16 protein-coding genes are annotated in these 15,975 nt (G+C 66.0%); 3 read left to right on the forward strand and 13 right to left on the reverse strand.

The window, feature by feature from the left end:
• Nucleotides 1-76 precede the first annotated feature (76 nt).
• The 7 genes from ACIBG0_RS13060 to ACIBG0_RS13090 all read right to left on the reverse strand — a co-directional run bounded on the left by ACIBG0_RS13060 (nucleotide 77) and on the right by ACIBG0_RS13090 (nucleotide 5,802).
• On the reverse strand, nucleotides 77-1,090 hold the full coding sequence (locus ACIBG0_RS13060) for a hypothetical protein (RefSeq protein WP_397032116.1): 1,014 nt from the start codon (nucleotides 1,088-1,090) through the stop codon (nucleotides 77-79).
• Complete coding sequence (locus ACIBG0_RS13065; RefSeq protein WP_397032117.1) at nucleotides 1,083-2,369, reverse strand: ATP-binding protein; 1,287 nt, start codon at nucleotides 2,367-2,369, stop codon at nucleotides 1,083-1,085. Before ACIBG0_RS13065 ends, ACIBG0_RS13060 begins: the two co-directional genes overlap by 8 nt.
• Before the next feature lie 66 nt (nucleotides 2,370-2,435).
• A complete protein-coding gene (locus ACIBG0_RS13070) occupies nucleotides 2,436-3,119 on the reverse strand; it encodes a response regulator (RefSeq protein WP_397032667.1) in 684 nt (227 codons plus the stop codon).
• A 121-nt stretch (nucleotides 3,120-3,240) separates the two neighbouring features.
• On the reverse strand, nucleotides 3,241-3,693 hold the full coding sequence (locus tag ACIBG0_RS13075) for a flavodoxin family protein (RefSeq protein WP_397032669.1): 453 nt from the start codon (nucleotides 3,691-3,693) through the stop codon (nucleotides 3,241-3,243).
• Between the two features lie 333 nt (nucleotides 3,694-4,026).
• A complete protein-coding gene (locus ACIBG0_RS13080; RefSeq protein ID WP_397032119.1) occupies nucleotides 4,027-4,560 on the reverse strand; it encodes a hypothetical protein in 534 nt (177 codons plus the stop codon).
• A complete protein-coding gene (gene dapB, locus ACIBG0_RS13085) occupies nucleotides 4,557-5,303 on the reverse strand; it encodes a 4-hydroxy-tetrahydrodipicolinate reductase (protein WP_397032120.1) in 747 nt (248 codons plus the stop codon). The genes ACIBG0_RS13080 and dapB overlap by 4 nt, the downstream gene beginning before the upstream one ends.
• An 88-nt stretch (nucleotides 5,304-5,391) precedes the next feature.
• The gene (locus ACIBG0_RS13090; protein ID WP_397032122.1) at nucleotides 5,392-5,802 is read right to left on the reverse strand and encodes a MarR family winged helix-turn-helix transcriptional regulator; all 411 of its coding nucleotides are present in this window, start codon (nucleotides 5,800-5,802) and stop codon (nucleotides 5,392-5,394) included.
• Nucleotides 5,803-5,846: 44 nt separating this feature from the next.
• Here ACIBG0_RS13090 and ACIBG0_RS13095 point away from each other — a divergent pair, with 44 nt between their 5' ends.
• The gene (locus tag ACIBG0_RS13095) at nucleotides 5,847-6,299 is read left to right on the forward strand and encodes a MarR family winged helix-turn-helix transcriptional regulator (RefSeq protein ID WP_397032123.1); all 453 of its coding nucleotides are present in this window, start codon (nucleotides 5,847-5,849) and stop codon (nucleotides 6,297-6,299) included.
• A gap of 55 nt (nucleotides 6,300-6,354) precedes the next feature.
• On the opposite strand, the gene ACIBG0_RS13100 is transcribed toward ACIBG0_RS13095, so the two are convergent.
• Complete coding sequence (locus ACIBG0_RS13100; RefSeq protein WP_397032125.1) at nucleotides 6,355-7,461, reverse strand: zinc-binding dehydrogenase; 1,107 nt, start codon at nucleotides 7,459-7,461, stop codon at nucleotides 6,355-6,357.
• A 169-nt stretch (nucleotides 7,462-7,630) separates the two neighbouring features.
• On the opposite strand from ACIBG0_RS13100, the gene ACIBG0_RS13105 reads away from it, so the two are divergent.
• Nucleotides 7,631-8,026 carry a VOC family protein gene (locus tag ACIBG0_RS13105; RefSeq protein WP_397032670.1) on the forward strand — a complete coding sequence of 132 codons (396 nt, stop codon included), beginning with the start codon at nucleotides 7,631-7,633 and terminating at the stop codon, nucleotides 8,024-8,026.
• A gap of 3 nt (nucleotides 8,027-8,029) precedes the next feature.
• Here ACIBG0_RS13105 and ACIBG0_RS13110 read toward each other — a convergent pair whose 3' ends face one another.
• Nucleotides 8,030-9,415, reverse strand: coding sequence for a pentapeptide repeat-containing protein (locus ACIBG0_RS13110; protein WP_397032127.1), 1,386 nt, complete (start codon nucleotides 9,413-9,415; stop codon nucleotides 8,030-8,032).
• A 367-nt stretch (nucleotides 9,416-9,782) separates the two neighbouring features.
• Nucleotides 9,783-11,018 carry an MFS transporter gene (locus tag ACIBG0_RS13115; RefSeq protein WP_397032672.1) on the reverse strand — a complete coding sequence of 412 codons (1,236 nt, stop codon included), beginning with the start codon at nucleotides 11,016-11,018 and terminating at the stop codon, nucleotides 9,783-9,785.
• A 79-nt stretch (nucleotides 11,019-11,097) separates the two neighbouring features.
• Here ACIBG0_RS13115 and ACIBG0_RS13120 point away from each other — a divergent pair, with 79 nt between their 5' ends.
• Nucleotides 11,098-11,427, forward strand: coding sequence for an ArsR/SmtB family transcription factor (locus ACIBG0_RS13120; protein WP_397032129.1), 330 nt, complete (start codon nucleotides 11,098-11,100; stop codon nucleotides 11,425-11,427).
• Between the two features lie 51 nt (nucleotides 11,428-11,478).
• Here the strand turns inward: ACIBG0_RS13120 and ACIBG0_RS13125 are convergent, their stop codons facing one another.
• From ACIBG0_RS13125 to rpsO, 3 genes are all read right to left on the reverse strand, one after another.
• Entirely contained in the window at nucleotides 11,479-12,789 is a 1,311-nt protein-coding gene (locus ACIBG0_RS13125) for a M16 family metallopeptidase (protein ID WP_397032131.1), read from the reverse strand.
• 80 nt (nucleotides 12,790-12,869) lie between these two features.
• A complete protein-coding gene (locus tag ACIBG0_RS13130; RefSeq protein ID WP_397032133.1) occupies nucleotides 12,870-15,143 on the reverse strand; it encodes a polyribonucleotide nucleotidyltransferase in 2,274 nt (757 codons plus the stop codon).
• A gap of 532 nt (nucleotides 15,144-15,675) precedes the next feature.
• On the reverse strand, nucleotides 15,676-15,945 hold the full coding sequence (gene rpsO, locus ACIBG0_RS13135) for a 30S ribosomal protein S15 (protein ID WP_063044519.1): 270 nt from the start codon (nucleotides 15,943-15,945) through the stop codon (nucleotides 15,676-15,678).
• Between the last annotated feature and the right edge of the window lie 30 nt (nucleotides 15,946-15,975).

The raw sequence follows: 15,975 nt of genomic DNA on the forward strand, positions 1-15,975 counted from the left end.
GACAATGCCATGGGGGTACGACAGATTCGGAGTGCACGCGACTGCCTGCCGGAAGGGTGCGAGAAACGGTACAACGCTACGTCGAGACCGAGACCGCGCCTGCGGTGTCGATCTCGGTCCGCCGATCCCGGTCGGGTGCGTTCGCGAGCACCGTGGCAAGCACCCGTCGGCCCATCGGCAATACCCGCACGGTCACCGAACCGGCATTGGCCGCATCCAATTCCCTGGTCGCCGATTCGATCACCTGTTGGCGCACCCATTTCGGTACACCGGCGAATCCACCGTCGTCGAGCAGCACCACCTCGACGCCGCGCGAGCGCGCACCACGCGCGGCACTGCTCAAGGCGTCGGTCACCAATTGCGGAGCGCGCAGACCATCGCGAAGTTCGGCCTCGAGCAGCCTGCACTCTTCACGTTCGCCCGCGGTGAGTTCCGCGCCTTCGGCGATGCGTTCCAAAATCGGCCGGGCCACCTTGTCGAGCCGAGCCAGTTGCCGATCTCGCTCGCCGTTCTGCGCGGCCATGGTCGCCTCGGCGGCCGCGCGCATGGTCGCCTCCTCGCGCAGCAGCCGCAGCGAGCGCTGCATCGGCCGCATGACCGCGGCACCGATGGAGACCCCGGCCACCGTGGCAATCGGCACGATGGATCCGACCACCACCCGCAGACCGTTCGTCGCGCCCACCACCGCGATCACCGCCGCGATGCCCGCGACGCCACACCACGCCACTCCCAATCGGCCGCGCACCACCAGCACCGCGAGCACATAGGACGACGCGAAGGCGGTCCAGACCTGCTTGGACAGGCCGTGGTCGATACTCACGGTGGTCAGCGCCGCCGCGATCGGACCGGCCGCGGCCACCGCGATGGCCGCGGGCAGCGGCAGCGGATCGACCGGAATCACCAGGACCAGCACTCCGGCACCGGCTACCAAGACCAGCGCGGTCGCGGCCAGAAGCAGCGGAGACTCGGCGAAGTTGCGCACCATGTACAGCAGGATCGTGGCCTCGAAGATGACCAGGAAGAGCCAGGCCGAGCGGTCCCGCAGCCCGAGCAGATCGCGCAGGCCGAATTCGTTATCGGTATCAGCCATCGCCACCCCAGACCAGGGTCACCGTGGTCCCCTCTCCCGGTTGGGATTCCACGAATCCCGCGCCACCAGCAAGCTGACGCATCCGGCCGAGGATGCTGACCGAGACTCCGAGACGATCGGCGGGCACCCGGTCCAGATCGAAACCCGCGCCGTCATCACGGAATACGACACGGATACCACCCGCACTGATCGTCACCGTGACGGTGCGCTGTACGGTGCGGCCCGCAACGGTGGCGTGGCGCAGACTATTTCGCGCCGCCTCGGCCAGGGCTGCGGCGATGGTGCCCGCCGCATGCACCGGCAGGCGCAGGTCATCGAGTCCGGCCCAGCGGCGCGCGGTGAATCGGATGCCCGGATTCACCGCGTAGATCGCCGAGCGCAGGAAGCCGATCGCCGATTGTGCGTCCAGTCGGTCGGGTTCGGTATTGGTGCCGCGACACTCGTCGAGTTGTTCCAGCGTGCGTTCGGCCTGACTGCGCAGCACCGGCGATTCGGCACCTGCGCGCGAGGCGTCGAGCAAGGTCGACAGCACCGCGTCGTGGATCAATGCCGCGAAGCGGGCACGCTCACGATCCCTGGCCGCGGCGCCGGCCACGGCGGCCGCACGTCGGCTCGCGATCACCGATTCCCGGTCCACCCGCGCCGCCGCCGCGAGCGCGAAGATGCAGCACCACAGAAATAGTGCGCACAGGCCAGCGGCCCTGGCGAAATCGCCGATGAGGGACCAGCTCGTCGTGCTGGGCACCGCATACCGGTTCCCCAGTGCCGCGGTGGCCGCGGCGACCAGGAGATAGCCGCTGGCCAGCGCCGGACGCCAGGCCAATACGGCTGCCAGCACGCCGAGCGCGAGTACCCGATACATCCACACCGAGGTGGTGTCGGTCAACGGCACGGCATAGATGAACGGGATGGTCGCAAGCGCCGCAAGATAACTCACCGCCGCCGCCCCTGCCACCACACGAATCGCCCTGCGGCCCATGGTGAACGAGACGACCGCGAGCACCGGGAACCAGCCGAGCGCCACACCGACCACCAGGCTCGCCCACGGGCCGGAGACGAATTTGGCCTGGTCTGCGATATCGGGTAGCTCGACGATCGCGACGATCACACCGGCGATGCCGACGGCCAGACCCATGCGGCGCAGAATGCGATCCGATGCCGCTTCGACAATCTTCTCCCTGGACACCGCGGTCCGCCCACGGCGCCATCGACTGGCCCGGAACGGGTCGACGGCGCTCGCAGTGGTGGTAGAGGTGTCCAGCGCGCTGGACGCGGTCATACCCGCGCCTCGCTGGCGCTCGGTTCCGGTATGCCCGCGATTGCGGAGGTGGTCATGGTCGCTCGCTCATGCGCGCAGATGCCGCTCAGGGACCGGTAGCCATCCGTCCTCCACCGCCCGCTTGTAGAGGTCGGTCTTGGTGGGCGCCGGACGACCCGCATCGGCGTACTTCTGCCGGATGCGCCCCAGATAGTCGTTGACAGTCTGCTCGGACAGGCCCGTCAGCCGCGCGACGCGGGAGGCCTTCTCACCGGAGGCGTAGAGCGTGAGCACCTCTTCCTGGCGCGGGCTCAGACCAACGTCGGACAGCTGCGGATCGCCATCGATGGCGGCGGCCCAGTCGGTGGTCACCACCTGCTCACCCGAGGCGGCCCGACGCACCGCCGCGACCACCGTCGGCACATCCTCGGATTTACGCACCACGCCGAGTACCCCGGCCTTCGCCGCGGCGCGCACCAGGAATGCGTTATCCGCGGCGGTGAATACCAGGACCTCGACGCCGCGGGTGCGCAGCGCGCGCACATTGTCGTCGGGCGAGGATCCGTCTGCCAGTCGCAAATCGAGAACGACCAGATCCAGCGGGGCGCTATTCGCCGCCGCCGCCAGCAGTTCCGGTACGGTCCCCGCGGTCAGCACCAAATCGAGATCGGGTTCCGGTGCCAGCATCGCGGCAAGCCCTATCGCCACCGATTCGTGATCTTCGACCAGCCCGATCCGGCGCGGTGCTGTTTCGCCCCCTTCGGCCCACATCACCTCGATACTCCGTTCCCGAGCAAACTCGTCCACATCCCCTCCGCTACAACGTCACCTCGTAGTATGCACGGACCCGCGGGATACCAGTCAGACACCAAAATTCGGGGGACGGGCGCATTTATCCCATGAGCTGCGCCGCGACGGTCGCGCCGAGTTCCCAGCACTGCTGGATGTCCTGTTTACCTGGCGCTCCCATCACGATGACCGGCGCGGCAACCTGCTCCCAGCCGAGTCCGGTGGTCACGTTTCGCACGCCGCGCTCCGCACCTTCGGTGCCCTCATTGCCGTGCAGATAGAAGCCGAACGGCCGACCGCGCGTCGAGTCCAGGCACGGGTAATAGAACGTATCGAACGCATGCTTGAGCGCACCGGACATATAACCGAGATTCGCCGGGCTACCGAGCAGATAACCATCGGCTGATAGCACGTCGCTCGCGGTAACCGCCAGAGCTGCCCTGCGCTCGACCGCCACCCCTTCGATCTCCGGATCCGTCGCCCCCGCGACAACCGCCTCGAACATGGCCTGCATATGCGGCGACGGAGTGTGATGAATGATCAGCAGCCGAGGCACACCCAGCAGCGTACTGCCGACCTGGAATTCGAGTGAATTCAAGGGCCCTGGGCTATTGACTAGCGACGAACTAGGAGGAAAATAGAGGTTTACACCAGATAACCAGAAAGTGCCGAAGACGTCGGCGGAGACGTCCAAAGACATCGGAGGGCTTTCAAGGATCTGGCCAGGCCCCCGGCAAGCCAGTCGAATATCGGAGCTGTCAGCGACGACTGAAACTCACGATTTCGATGGAGACTACCGGGGACTGTTCTGTATTGGGGGTCTTTGCTCCAGGGGAACAGGTTCTTCGAGGGGTTGTTCTCGAGCGCGGGTTCGATATCCAAAGGCGGATCATGGGGTGTGGTCCAGTTTTTCCAGGGCGACTGCGCGGCGCATGGTTTCGCGGGCTCGGGTGCGGTCGCCGGCGTAGTCGTAGGCGCGGGCTAGACGGTAGGAGACACGCCAGTTGTCCGGGTCGGCCTCCCATTCCTGTTTGACCTTGTTGAAGAGTTCGTCTGCGGCGGCGCGTTCGATGCGGCCGGAGGGGCGACGGGGGAGGTTCGAAGTGTCGAGTTCCAGGCCCTCGTCGTGGATTCGGCGAGCGAGGTGTTGGTGGGCCAAGGCAGCGCGGAGGGTGGCGACGACTATCCAGACGCCGAGCAGCGGCAGGATAAGGACGCCGATCCCGATGACAGCGGCGGCGATGTCGCCGGAACCGATGAGGCTGAGTGCGATGCGGCCGAGCAGCAGGAAGTAGAAGCCGAGGACGACGACCAAGACCGCGATGAATGCGACGAGCTTGCGGACGTCCCTGCCGCGCGCGCCGCCACCGCCCGAGTCGGTGTCCGAGCCTTGGTCCTCCGGCTGGACCGGTTCCGGTGTCATAGATCCAGGAACGGGTCGAGCCCGACGGTCAGGCCGGGGCGATTGGCGATCTCGCGGACGCCGAGCAGTACGCCGGGGGCGAAGGAGGATCGGTCGATGGAATCGTGCCGGATGGTGAGGGTTTCGCCCTGGGTGCCGAAGAGCACCTCCTGATGTGCGACGAGTCCGGCTAGACGCACCGAATGCACCCGCACGCCATCGACATCGGCGCCGCGGGCGCCCTCGAGTTCCTGGGTGGTGGCGTCGGGGCTGCGGCCGACTCCGGCCTTGTTCCGCGCGGCGGCGATCAGGCCCGCGGTGCGATATGCGGTGCCCGAGGGTGCGTCGACCTTGTTCGGATGATGCAGCTCGACGACCTCGACCGAATCGAAGAACCGCGCCGCCTGCTCGGCGAAGCGCATGGACAGCACCGCGCCGATGGCGAAGTTCGGCGCGATGAGCACACCGGTCTCCGGTCGCCCGGCCAACCAGCCGCGCACCTCGTCCAGGCGGGCCTCATCGAATCCGGTGGTCCCGACCACCGCATGAATTCCGCGTTCCACCAGGAACTTCAGATTCCCCATCACAACATCGGGGTTGGTGAAGTCGACGACCACCTGGGTGCCCGACTCGGTGAACGACTCGAGCGAATCGTCCTTGTCGACGGTCGCGACCAACTCCAGATCGTCGGCCGCCTGCACCGCCGCACAGATCGCCTGACCGACTTTCCCCCGCGCACCGAGCACTCCGACCCGAATGGTCACCGCACCTCCTAATTCCATCAACGACTCCGCCAGCCTATCGACCCGCTCCCCTCCCGGTCCGCTGACCTCCGGTGATCGACGCGAGCGCTCAGGCTCCGGCCATGTTCTCGGCCATTCTTTCCAGGAGGCGAACGGTCTCGACGTACTGATCGTCGGTGATCCCGTCGAGCATGGCGCGGCGGCGCTTACCGATCAGCGTGAAGGCTTGATGGTGGGTGGTGTGGCCCGCCTCGGTGAGGGCCAGGGTGCCCGAATCGTCGGTGATGTCACCGCGAGCCACCAGCTGCGCGAGTTGGACGCCCCACTCCGAAGGGTCTTTCCAAAAAGGGGCGAGACCGTCGCGGACGTCCGAAGCGGAGCGGGGACCTTCGGCGAGTGAGTGCAGGATCTGCCAGTGGCGGCGGGTCAGGCCGGAGGCGGCCAGATCGTCTTCGAAGCGGGCGTCGATCCTGCGGTCGAGTTCCTTCAGCCAGTAGCCGATCGGACGTTGCGCTGCCATCGTTCCTCCAAAGCATGTAGAATTACATTTACATGTACTATGACATGAAAGTAGAACGGATGGAAGAGCACGATGCGGTGACCGCGGCCGTCGAGGCGGCGATGGTGCGGATTCGGCGGCGCCAGACCCGTGGGGCGCTGGGCAGTGATTCGCCTGTACCGATCGCGGTATTCCGGGTGCTAGACGCCGTAGCCGGTGCGAATGCCGACACTGTCGGAACCCTGGCCCCGGCCTTGGGCGTCGATCAGCCACGAGCGAGTCGCCTTGTCGCCCAGGCGGTGTCATCCGGTCACCTCGAGCGGGTGGCGGATCAGCAGGACGGCAGGCGAGCTGTCCTGCGACTTACTCCCGCAGGACACACCGTCGTCACAGCGGCACGCGAGGGCCGCCGCGCCACCATGGCCGCCGCGATGTCGGAATGGACAGACCGCGAGCGCATTGAATTCGCCCGTCTTCTAGAACGATTCGTCGACGCTCTCGACACCGGGCACCCGTGATTGCCGCACAGCACCGCGCTAGTAGGAATCGCCTCGGTTCACGGAGACGAGGATGTCAATCGAACACAATCACCTGCCGCAGCGCATGCCCGGCGGCAAGCTCATCCATGGCGTGGTTGATTTCGTCCAACCCGACGTGCGAAGACACCAGCTTCTCGACGGGCAATCGACCCTCGCGCCACATGCGGACGAACTCCGGAATATCCCGAGATGGCACCGCCGAGCCGAGATAGCTGCCAATGATGGTGCGCCCCTGAGCGACCAGCGCGAGGGGCGAAATACTCGCGCGTGCGTCGGGGGCGGGCAATCCGACAGTGACGGTCGTACCGCCGGGTCCTGTTGCGGCCACAGCCGTTTCGAAGGCACGAACATTGCCCGCGGCCTCGACCACGACATCGGCCTGAATGCCGCGTTCCGCGAGTTCGGCCGGAGTGTACGCGGCGCTCGCACCGAGTTCCCTTGCGAGAGCGAGCTTTTCCGGCACAGTATCAACAGCGATCACCTCGTGCTCACCGAGCGACACCGCGACGAGCACCGCCGCCATACCCACGCCGCCGAGCCCCACGACCATAATCCGGTCGGCCACACCGGGTTTCGCGGAGTTGAGCAGCGCACCACCACCGGTGAGCACCGCGCAGCCCAGTACCGCGGCGACCTCCGGCGGCACATCGGCATCGACCGGAACCACTGATCGACGATCGACGACGGCATGCGTCGCAAAGGCGGACACGCCGAGGTGATGGTGCACCTCCGCGCCCTCCCGATGCAGCCGCCGCCCGCCGTTCAATAGCTCCCCCGCATTATTGGCGACACTGCCCGGCCCGCACGGCGTGCGCCCGTCACTCGCACAGCCCGCGCACTCCCCGCAGCGCGGCAGGAAGGTCATCACCACGCGCTGCCCCACCGCGACGTCACTGTCACCGGGTCCGATCGCTTCGATAATGCCCGCAGCTTCGTGTCCGAGCAGCATCGGCACTGGTCGCACCCGGTTTCCGTCGACCACCGATAGATCGGAATGACACAGCCCGGCAGCCTCGATCCGCACCAGCAACTCACCCGAACCCGGCTCCCCCAGGTCCAGCTCGCAGACGGTGATCGGCGCCGACTCGGCGAACGGTGTGGGCGCTGCGATCCGCTCCAGGACCGCCCCTCGAATCTTCATTCCACCGACGCTACCGCGCGCCGTCACAGACAGACCACCATGGCCCGCATCACTCGGGGGTGGCACGATGGAGCCCGATTGGCTAACCTCGACGCCCGTGACGGTGCTCCCGTAGGCCGCCTTGTACCGAGCCCGGGGTCGGGACCGTCACGATACAAGGAGAAATCCCCTGTCAGTACAGTTCAATCACACCATTGTCGGGTGTCGCGACAATAGGGTGTCCGCCGAATTCTGGTCGGACATCCTGGGTTTGGAACTAGGAAAGGAATGGGGCCCGTTCATCCCGTTGCCAACGGGTAATGGCGTCACCTTCGACTTCGCGAACGTGCCACCGCACATCACCGAAATCCAGCCCCAGCACTACGCATTCCTGATCTCCGAGGCCGAGTTCGATGCGGCCTATGCCAAGATCCAGCGCTACAAACTGGAGCATTGGGCCGACCCCCGGCAACAGGGCGTCAACGAGATCAACCACAACGATGGCGGTCGCGGCGTCTATTTCCTCGACCCCAGTGGTCACTTCATGGAACTGATCACCGTCCCCTACGGTGGCTGGCCGACATAACCATCACACCGCGGCGTTCGGCGGCCATGGATTCGGCTTGACGCTCGTTGGTTTACGGGTGGGCGCGTCATCCCAGTCGAAATGCGTGCCCACCCACGCCTTCGGCCGATCGAAATGGATTTCGTGGGCGGCAAAACGTGTGCCGAGAAACGAGATATCGCCGAAGAAGTCACCCTCGGTGAAGTCGACCGTGCGCCCGCCGAGCACCGTCCGCGGGAATCTGACACCCCCATGGAACTCGGCCTGCGAGAAGTTCGTTTCGCGAGTGCCACGGTTGCGTAGTCGATGATGCGCACCGATCTTCGCCTCGTCGAAGGCGGTGAGCGTGGCGTAGAACTGTGTCGCCTCGAATGTCGTACGTGGACTTGCGAATTCAGCGCGGTCGAAAGCGATGTGCGCGCCGTCAAGGACGGCGCGCTCGAACGAGGTGAATTCCGCCCGGAACGTCGCGTCCTGGAAGGAGGTTCGAGGGCCGAGGAAGCGAGCTCCGGCAAATGTCGTGCGTGGGCCGATGAAACCGACGCCCTCGAACGACACCGCGCCTTCGAAGGCAACACCGGCGAATGTGGTCCCGAATCCGGCTAATTCGGCCTTTTCGACACGATTCGAACCGAACTCCGCCCGGTCGAACGACACCGGACCGTCCCGGAAGATCGCATCGCGGAACGTAACATGCTGACCCACAAACAGTGCTCGCTCGAACATGGTTTTATCGCTGAAGACCGCCCGTGCGAACGACGTGTGCCTGCCCGCGAAGACGGCGTACCGGAAGTCGGCCTTCTCGATGACCGCGCCGTTGAAGGTGAAGTCACACGCCGACCAGGAGACATCCGCGGACCGCTTCAGATGGTCGGCGATCACCTTGACAATAGTCCGGCGCACCTCGCCATCGCTGTGCCGGAACTGGAAGACCCGTTCGACCTTCGTTCCCGCCTCGTCGGCCGATTCAACCCGCGAGACAAGGTGATCGGATCCACCGGCCGGGTCATAGGGCAGCCGCAAATACCCGCACAACACATCGATGCACTGCTGCCTGCGAGTCGGTGCCGAGAACTCATCAGCCACCCCCGCCATCGCATACACTCCGGCGATCCGAACAGCCGGATCCGCATCCCCTAGCTGCCGCGCCGCCGCCCCGAACAGCTCCGCGAATCGCCCGCGCTCCAGATCCCGCTGCCGCCGATACGCCACCACCAGCGCGACCGCTCCACCAACCCCGGCGGCCACCGATAGCGCGATCTTGGTGAGATCCAACTGATTCGGCGTCGCGGACTCAGCGCCCAACAGCCACCACAGCAACCACCAGGTCAACCCGACGATCACCAATCCACCGACAACCGCACCCAACACCGCGAACAACAGTGCCGCGCGGTGTAGTCGGTTACCCATCCGTCTCCCCATCGCATCACCGCATGTTGACATCCTCGCCTCCGTAGACGGAGGCGATTCCTACTGGACCGTTGCGGTCTGTCGGCGGGTTCCCGCTTCACCGCGCAGCGCCGGAACGGATTCCGGTCTTACCCGCACTCCACAAGCGATGCGAAAGGTGTACCGCAACTGCACATCTCACACGGTACAGCTGGTTTGGCCCGAAGCGCGCCGTTATCAGTGGTGAAGCAATGCACCGGGGGCCAAAACCGCCTGCTCTCGGCAACGCTCGAGCCTCCCGCACGCCTTCACCCGCGCCCTGAAAGGGCCAGCACAGCCCACATCCAGGTGGCCGGGCTGTCACTCGCCGACCACCGGACATGATCGGCTACCCCTGCACCCCTTGCGTTTTCGATTCCTGATTACGACGCAGCCCCAGCCCCGCCGCGACCAGGCAGGCGAATGCGACCGCACCGACGAACCACGGGAACACCTCGCTCAGCCCCCATTCAGTGGCCGCCCATCCGGCGAGAACGGTCGGCAACGCCATGGCCGAGTAGGCGAGCAGGTAGTAGGCCGACATGGTCTCGCCCCGCTTGTGCTGCGGTACAACCTCGGACAGATGCCGCAGCGAACCGCCGAAGCCGAGTCCGAAGGTCGCGCCGAGCAACACTCCGGCCAGCAGCACCACGACCCAGTTACCGGTGTGCAATGCGGGCACCGTGAGGACCAGTGCCACCGCCATGCCGGTATCGCCGCCGATTGCCGCGCGCCGCGCCGGAATTCCGGTCGCGAACAGCTGCGCCGTGGCACCGGCGACGGCGGTCGAGGCGACGACAGCGCCACCGAAGACCAGATTGTGAATGCCGGTCTCGGCCGAGGCGAGCGAGGGATACAGCGACAGCAGTACGCCGAGCACCGACCAAGCCGCCATCACGCCCAGCGCCGAGAACCAGAAGTCACCGCGAATCTCCTGCGGCACCGCCGGTTTCGCGATCGTGATGCGTCCGGCAATGCGAGCAGTGTGCGGTTCCCGCAGTGCGATGACACCGACGCCGATGAGCAGGCACACCACCGTGATGACGACATACGGCGTGCGCAGCGGATGCGGTGCGTATTGCGCCCGCAATGCTGAACCCAGAATCGCCACGGCCATACCGACATTGAAAGCAACGCCGCTGAGCTGACCAGTCCGCGCACCGTGCTTGGGCCGTAGATCCAATAGTGCCGCGGCACCGGCGACCACCGTCGAGCCGACAGCCAATCCGTGCAGCGCCCGCGCCACCAGCAGCATCGCGACATTGTCGGCCAACAGGAACACCACGAGCCCGATGATCATGGTGGCGAATGCGCCGAGCAGCACCGGCTTGCGACCGACCACATCAGAGATGCGCCCCGAGACCAGCACCGCGGCCAACGCCGCGAAGGCGTAGACCGCGAAGACGAAGGTCGTCGTCAGCGGCGTGAAATGCCATTGCTTCTGGTACATGCCGTACAGCGGCGCGGGTACCCCGGACACGCCGAGCGCCACCCCGCTCGCCGCCAAAATCAGCGCGTATGCCCAGCGCTGTGAGGTCTGCTGGTCGGCCGCCACCGTCATTGTCGCTGCCATCGGAACCCCGATCAGGTAAGTTTGATGATGATCGAACTTCAAACGACGATACAGCCGGTACGATGGTCATCAAACCACTGTGAGGTAGATCATGACCGAAACCAAGGAATCGGCCACCGAGGCGACGCCGGTCGCCCCGTTACCCGCCGTGCTCGGCGCTTTACAGGATCCCGTGCGGCTGGAGATGGTGCGCCGGCTGAGCAATGCGGGTACTGCCGTGCGCTGCGGTGCGCTCTACGAGGTGATCAACAAGTCGACCGCCACCCACCACTTCAAAATTCTGCGCGAAGCCGGTGTCATCGAGCGACTGATTATCGACGGACAGACCTGCCAGCGCCTGCGCTCCGAGGATCTCGACCATGCCCTACCCGGCCTGCTGCCTTCGATCGTCGAGGCAGCGAACCGCGCCCACAGCGACTGAGCTGACCCGCGAGGCGTCGGCAGCACCGGCGGTGTGGCCGACACATCTCTCTCAGCTCTCGACCAATCGCCGTACCGCGGCGGGCAAATCCCGGGTGCGCCGATACGGTCCGGCCACCGAGGCGGCGAACGGCCGCGCCAGCAGGGTGCGGGCGATCGCGGAAACCTCCTCGGTGGTTACCGCATCGATGCGGGCCAGTGTCTCGGAGACGCTGCGATGGTTGCCGTAACTCAGTTCGCTGCGACCGATCCGGTTCATCCGCGATGCCGAATCCTCCAAGCCGAGCACCAACCCACCGCGCAACGAACCCTTCGCCCGCGCGCACTCGGCGTCGGTAATGCCATTGGCCGCAATCTCTTCCAGCACCCCGCGCGCCAGTGTCGCCACCTTGCCGAGATTTTCGGGCTGACAGCCGATGTACACCGAGAACGCGCCGGTATCGGCGAAGGTGTCCACGCTGGAGTACACCGAGTACGCCAGCCCGCGTTCCTCCCGAATGCGTTGGAACAGGCGGGAACTCAGGCCACCGCCGACCACGGTATTGAGCACGGACAACGGCCAGCGCCGCTCCCCCTCGTGCCGCCCGAACGCCCGCACACCGAAGGCCAGATGTGCCTGTTCGCTGTCGCGATGGCTCCACTGCAGCGCTGGTGCGCTGTGCGGCCGAAAGCGGCCCTCGCGGCGGGGCGCCGGCTCGGCGGTCAGGTCGAGCCGCGGCGCGAACGCGCGATGCACCAATTCCACGGTGTGTTCGTGCTCCACATTGCCCGCGACCGCGACAACCATCCGGTCCGGCCGGTAGCGGCGCAGATGGAAGCTGCGCAGCTGGTTGGCGTTCATCGCCTCGATAGTTTCGATGGAGCCGATCACCGGACGCCCGATCGGATGATCACCGAAGAGCGCGGATAGGAATGCGTCGCCGACCAGGTCCTCCGGATCGTCGTCGCGCATGGCGATCTCCTCGAGCACCACCTGACGCTCGACATCGACATCCTCGGCCCGGCACAGGCCGTTGAGTACGACATCGGAGACCATATCGACGGCCAGCGACAGATCCTCGTCGAGGACGTGGGCGTAGTAGCAGGTCTGCTCCTTCGCGGTGAACGCGTTGAGCTCACCGCCGACCGCGTCCATCGCCTGCGCGATATCCAACGCCGAACGCGTCGGCGTCGCCTTGAACAGCAGGTGTTCCAGGAAATGCGCGGCACCAGCGACGGTCGGTCCCTCATCGCGCGATCCGACGCCCACCCAGACCCCGATCGATGCCGAACGCACGCCAGGCACATGTTCGGTGACCACGCGCAGCCCGCCGGGTAATACGGTGCGCCGTACCCCCGCCTCGGTGCCCCGCATCTGGTCCATCCGCAGCTCCAGAGACGAACCCCCCTGCTCGCCGCGGAGCAGAGGGGTTGCCGTCTTCTTCTTCGTCACAGAGACAAGTACTACTCGGTCTCCGCCTGGCCCGCATCAGCGGTTTCGGCCGCCGCGGGCTCGTCGGCGTTCTCGTCGACCGGCACCAGCGAAATCTTGCCGCGGTTGTCGATATCGGCGATTTCCACGCGCAGCTTGTCGCCGACGTTCACCACATCTTCGACCTTGGCCACGCGCTTGCCGTTGCCCAGCTTGGAGATGTGCACCAGACCGTCGCGGCCGGGAAGCAGCGAAACGAACGCGCCGAAGGCGGTGGTCTTGACGACCGTGCCGAGGAAGCGCTCGCCGACCTTGGGCAGCTGTGGGTTGGCGATGGCGTTGATCTGGTCGATCGCCGCCTGTGCCGCCGGACCGTTGGTCGCGCCGACGTAGACAGTGCCGTCGTCCTCGATGGAGATATTGGCGCCGGTCTCCTCTGTGATCTGGTTGATCACCTTGCCCTTCGGGCCGATGACCTCACCGATCTTGTCGACCGGGATCTTGATCGCGGTGACGCGCGGAGCGTAAGGGCTCATCTCATCCGGGGTGGCGATGGCCTCGGCCATGACCTCCAGGATGGTGGTGCGGGCATCGTGGGCCTGGCTCAGCGCACCGGCCAGCACCTGCGAGGGGATGCCGTCCAGCTTGGTGTCCAACTGCAGCGCGGTGACGAAGTCCGGGGTGCCCGCGACCTTGAAGTCCATGTCGCCGAAGGCATCCTCGGCACCGAGGATGTCGGTCAGTGCGACGTAGCGGACCTCTTCCTCACCGTTGTCGTTCTTGACAGTGTCCGACACCAGGCCCATGGCGATGCCGGCGACCGGCGCCTTCAGCGGCACACCGGCGTTCAGCAGCGACAGGGTCGAGGCGCAGACCGAGCCCATCGAGGTGGAACCGTTGGAGCCCAACGCTTCCGAGACCTGACGGATGGCGTACGGGAACTCCTCCTGGCTCGGCAGCACCGGGATGAGCGCCCGCTCGGCCAGCGCGCCGTGGCCGATCTCGCGACGCTTCGGCGAACCGACCCGACCGGTCTCACCGGTGGAGAACGGCGGGAAGTTGTAGTGGTGCATGTAGCGCTTGGAGGTCTCCGGGCCGAGCGAGTCGACCTGCTGTGCCATCTTCACCATATCGAGGGTGGTGACGCCCATGATCTGGGTCTCGCCACGCTCGAACAGCGCCGAACCGTGCGCCCGCGGGATCACGGCGACCTCAGCGGACAGGGCACGGATATCGGCCAGCCCGCGACCGTCGATGCGGAAGCCATCGGACAGGATGCGCTGGCGCACCAGCTTCTTGGTGACCGACCGGAAAGCGGCGCCCAGTTCCTTCTCGCGACCGGTGAAGTCGTCGGCGAGCCGGTCCAGCACGGCGAGCTTGATCTCATCGATCTTCGCCTCGCGCTCCTGCTTGTCGGCAATGCTCAGCGCCTCGCCCAGCTCACGCTTGGCGGTGCCCTCGACGGCCTCGTAGACATCGGCCTCGTACGGCGGGAAGAGCGGGAACTCCTCGGTGGGCTTGGCCGCCAGCGAGGCCAGATCCTGCTGCGCCTTGCACAGGCGGGCAATGAACGGCTTGGCGGCCTCGAGGCCCTGCGCCACCACGGCCTCGGTCGGCGCCTGCGCGCCGCCCTCGATCAGTTCGATGACCTTATCGGTGGCCTCGGCCTCGACCATCATGATGGCCACGTCACCGGATTCGACGACCCGGCCGGCGACGACCATGTCGAAGACCGCGCCCTCGAGCTGCTCGACGGTCGGGAAGGCGACCCACTGGCCGTCGATCAGCGCGACGCGCACGCCGCCGACCGGACCGGAGAACGGCAGGCCCGAGATCTGAGTCGACGCGGATGCGGCGTTGATCGCCACGACGTCGTACAGATCGTTCGGGTCCAGGCTCAGCACGGTGACAACGACCTGGATTTCGTTACGCAGGCCGTCGACGAAGGACGGACGCAGCGGACGGTCGATCAGGCGGCAGGTCAGGATCGCATCGGTGGACGGGCGGCCCTCCCGGCGGAAGAACGAACCCGGGATGCGGCCCGCGGCATACATGCGCTCTTCGACGTCGACCGTCAGCGGGAAGAAGTCGAACTGATCCTTGGGGTGCTTGCCGGCGGTGGTCGCGGACAGCAGCATGTTCTCGTCGTCGAGGTAGGCGACGACCGAACCGGCGGCCTGGCGGGCCAGCCGGCCGGTCTCGAAGCGGACGGTGCGGGTTCCGAAGGTGCCGTTATCGATCAGCGCGACGGATTCGAATACACCGGGTTCGACCTCGATGGCCGAAGATGTAGTTGTTTCAGACATATTTCTGCTCTCAACCTCTCGTCTTCGCTGGATCGAGCGCCGAGTAGGCGCGATCCAGCTGTCGTCAGCCGTACCGGATCCGGACGCGCGGCAACCCTCCTGGCTGCGACGCGCACACCCGGCCGGATCCCCTTGGAAACGGCGACGCGGAGGCGGTCATCGATCGAAGCCCGCCGGCGACTGCGCGCCTGCCGGGAGGCCACTACCGAAGACCGACGCCACGCGGGCGGGTGCATACGGCTGTGCAATGTTGTCGTGCAAACGGGCTGTGAATACCCCTCATACACATATAGCCAACGGGGAGATTGTACGTCTCCCCGTTGGCCACCTGACCGACCGGCTCTGCTGAGCAGCGTGTCGAGCGCTTGTACGCCCGACCCGACCACCACGGAGCGAGTCTTACGAGCGACGTTCGCGGCCCGTCTCGCGTCCGAGTCGTCGAAGCGCATGCGACGAAGTCGCGAGTCTCGACGGCTCGGACGCGAGACACCAGGGGGCCGCGAACACGCGGCGCCGCAGGCGCTGCAAGAAATTACCTCCGCAGACCCAGGCGCTCGATCAGCGAACGGTAGCGCTGGATGTCCTTGTCGGCGAGGTACTTCGACAGGCGCTTGCGACGACCGATCAGCGCCATCAGGCCGTGGCGGGTGTGGTGGTCGTGCTTGTGCTTCTTCAGGTGCTCGGTGATGTCGGCGATCCGCTTGGACAGCAGCGCGATCTGCGCCTCCGGGGAACCGGTGTCCTTCTCGTGCACGCCGTACTCGGCGAGAATGGCCGACTTCTGCTCGGTGGTCAGCGCCATGGGGCATCCACTCCTATTTCTCAGTTCCGC

This window comes from Nocardia sp. NPDC050630, assembly GCF_044457245.1.
In the GTDB taxonomy this organism is placed as follows: Bacteria; Actinomycetota; Actinomycetes; order Mycobacteriales; family Mycobacteriaceae; genus Nocardia.

Coding starts and splice junctions, on each gene's coding strand:
- ACIBG0_RS13060 (WP_397032116.1), bottom strand. CDS start 1,090: ATGGCTGATACCGATAACGAATTCGGCCTGCGCGATCTGCTCGGGCTG.
- ACIBG0_RS13065 (WP_397032117.1), bottom strand. CDS start 2,369: ATGACCGCGTCCAGCGCGCTGGACACCTCTACCACCACTGCGAGCGCC.
- ACIBG0_RS13070 (WP_397032667.1), bottom strand. CDS start 3,119: ATGTGGGCCGAAGGGGGCGAAACAGCACCGCGCCGGATCGGGCTGGTC.
- ACIBG0_RS13080 (WP_397032119.1), bottom strand. CDS start 4,560: ATGACACCGGAACCGGTCCAGCCGGAGGACCAAGGCTCGGACACCGAC.
- ACIBG0_RS13090 (WP_397032122.1), bottom strand. CDS start 5,802: ATGGCAGCGCAACGTCCGATCGGCTACTGGCTGAAGGAACTCGACCGC.
- ACIBG0_RS13095 (WP_397032123.1), top strand. CDS start 5,847: ATGAAAGTAGAACGGATGGAAGAGCACGATGCGGTGACCGCGGCCGTC.
- ACIBG0_RS13100 (WP_397032125.1), bottom strand. CDS start 7,461: ATGAAGATTCGAGGGGCGGTCCTGGAGCGGATCGCAGCGCCCACACCG.
- ACIBG0_RS13110 (WP_397032127.1), bottom strand. CDS start 9,415: ATGGGTAACCGACTACACCGCGCGGCACTGTTGTTCGCGGTGTTGGGT.
- ACIBG0_RS13120 (WP_397032129.1), top strand. CDS start 11,098: ATGACCGAAACCAAGGAATCGGCCACCGAGGCGACGCCGGTCGCCCCG.
- ACIBG0_RS13125 (WP_397032131.1), bottom strand. CDS start 12,789: ATGGACCAGATGCGGGGCACCGAGGCGGGGGTACGGCGCACCGTATTA.
- ACIBG0_RS13130 (WP_397032133.1), bottom strand. CDS start 15,143: ATGTCTGAAACAACTACATCTTCGGCCATCGAGGTCGAACCCGGTGTA.
- rpsO (WP_063044519.1), bottom strand. CDS start 15,945: ATGGCGCTGACCACCGAGCAGAAGTCGGCCATTCTCGCCGAGTACGGC.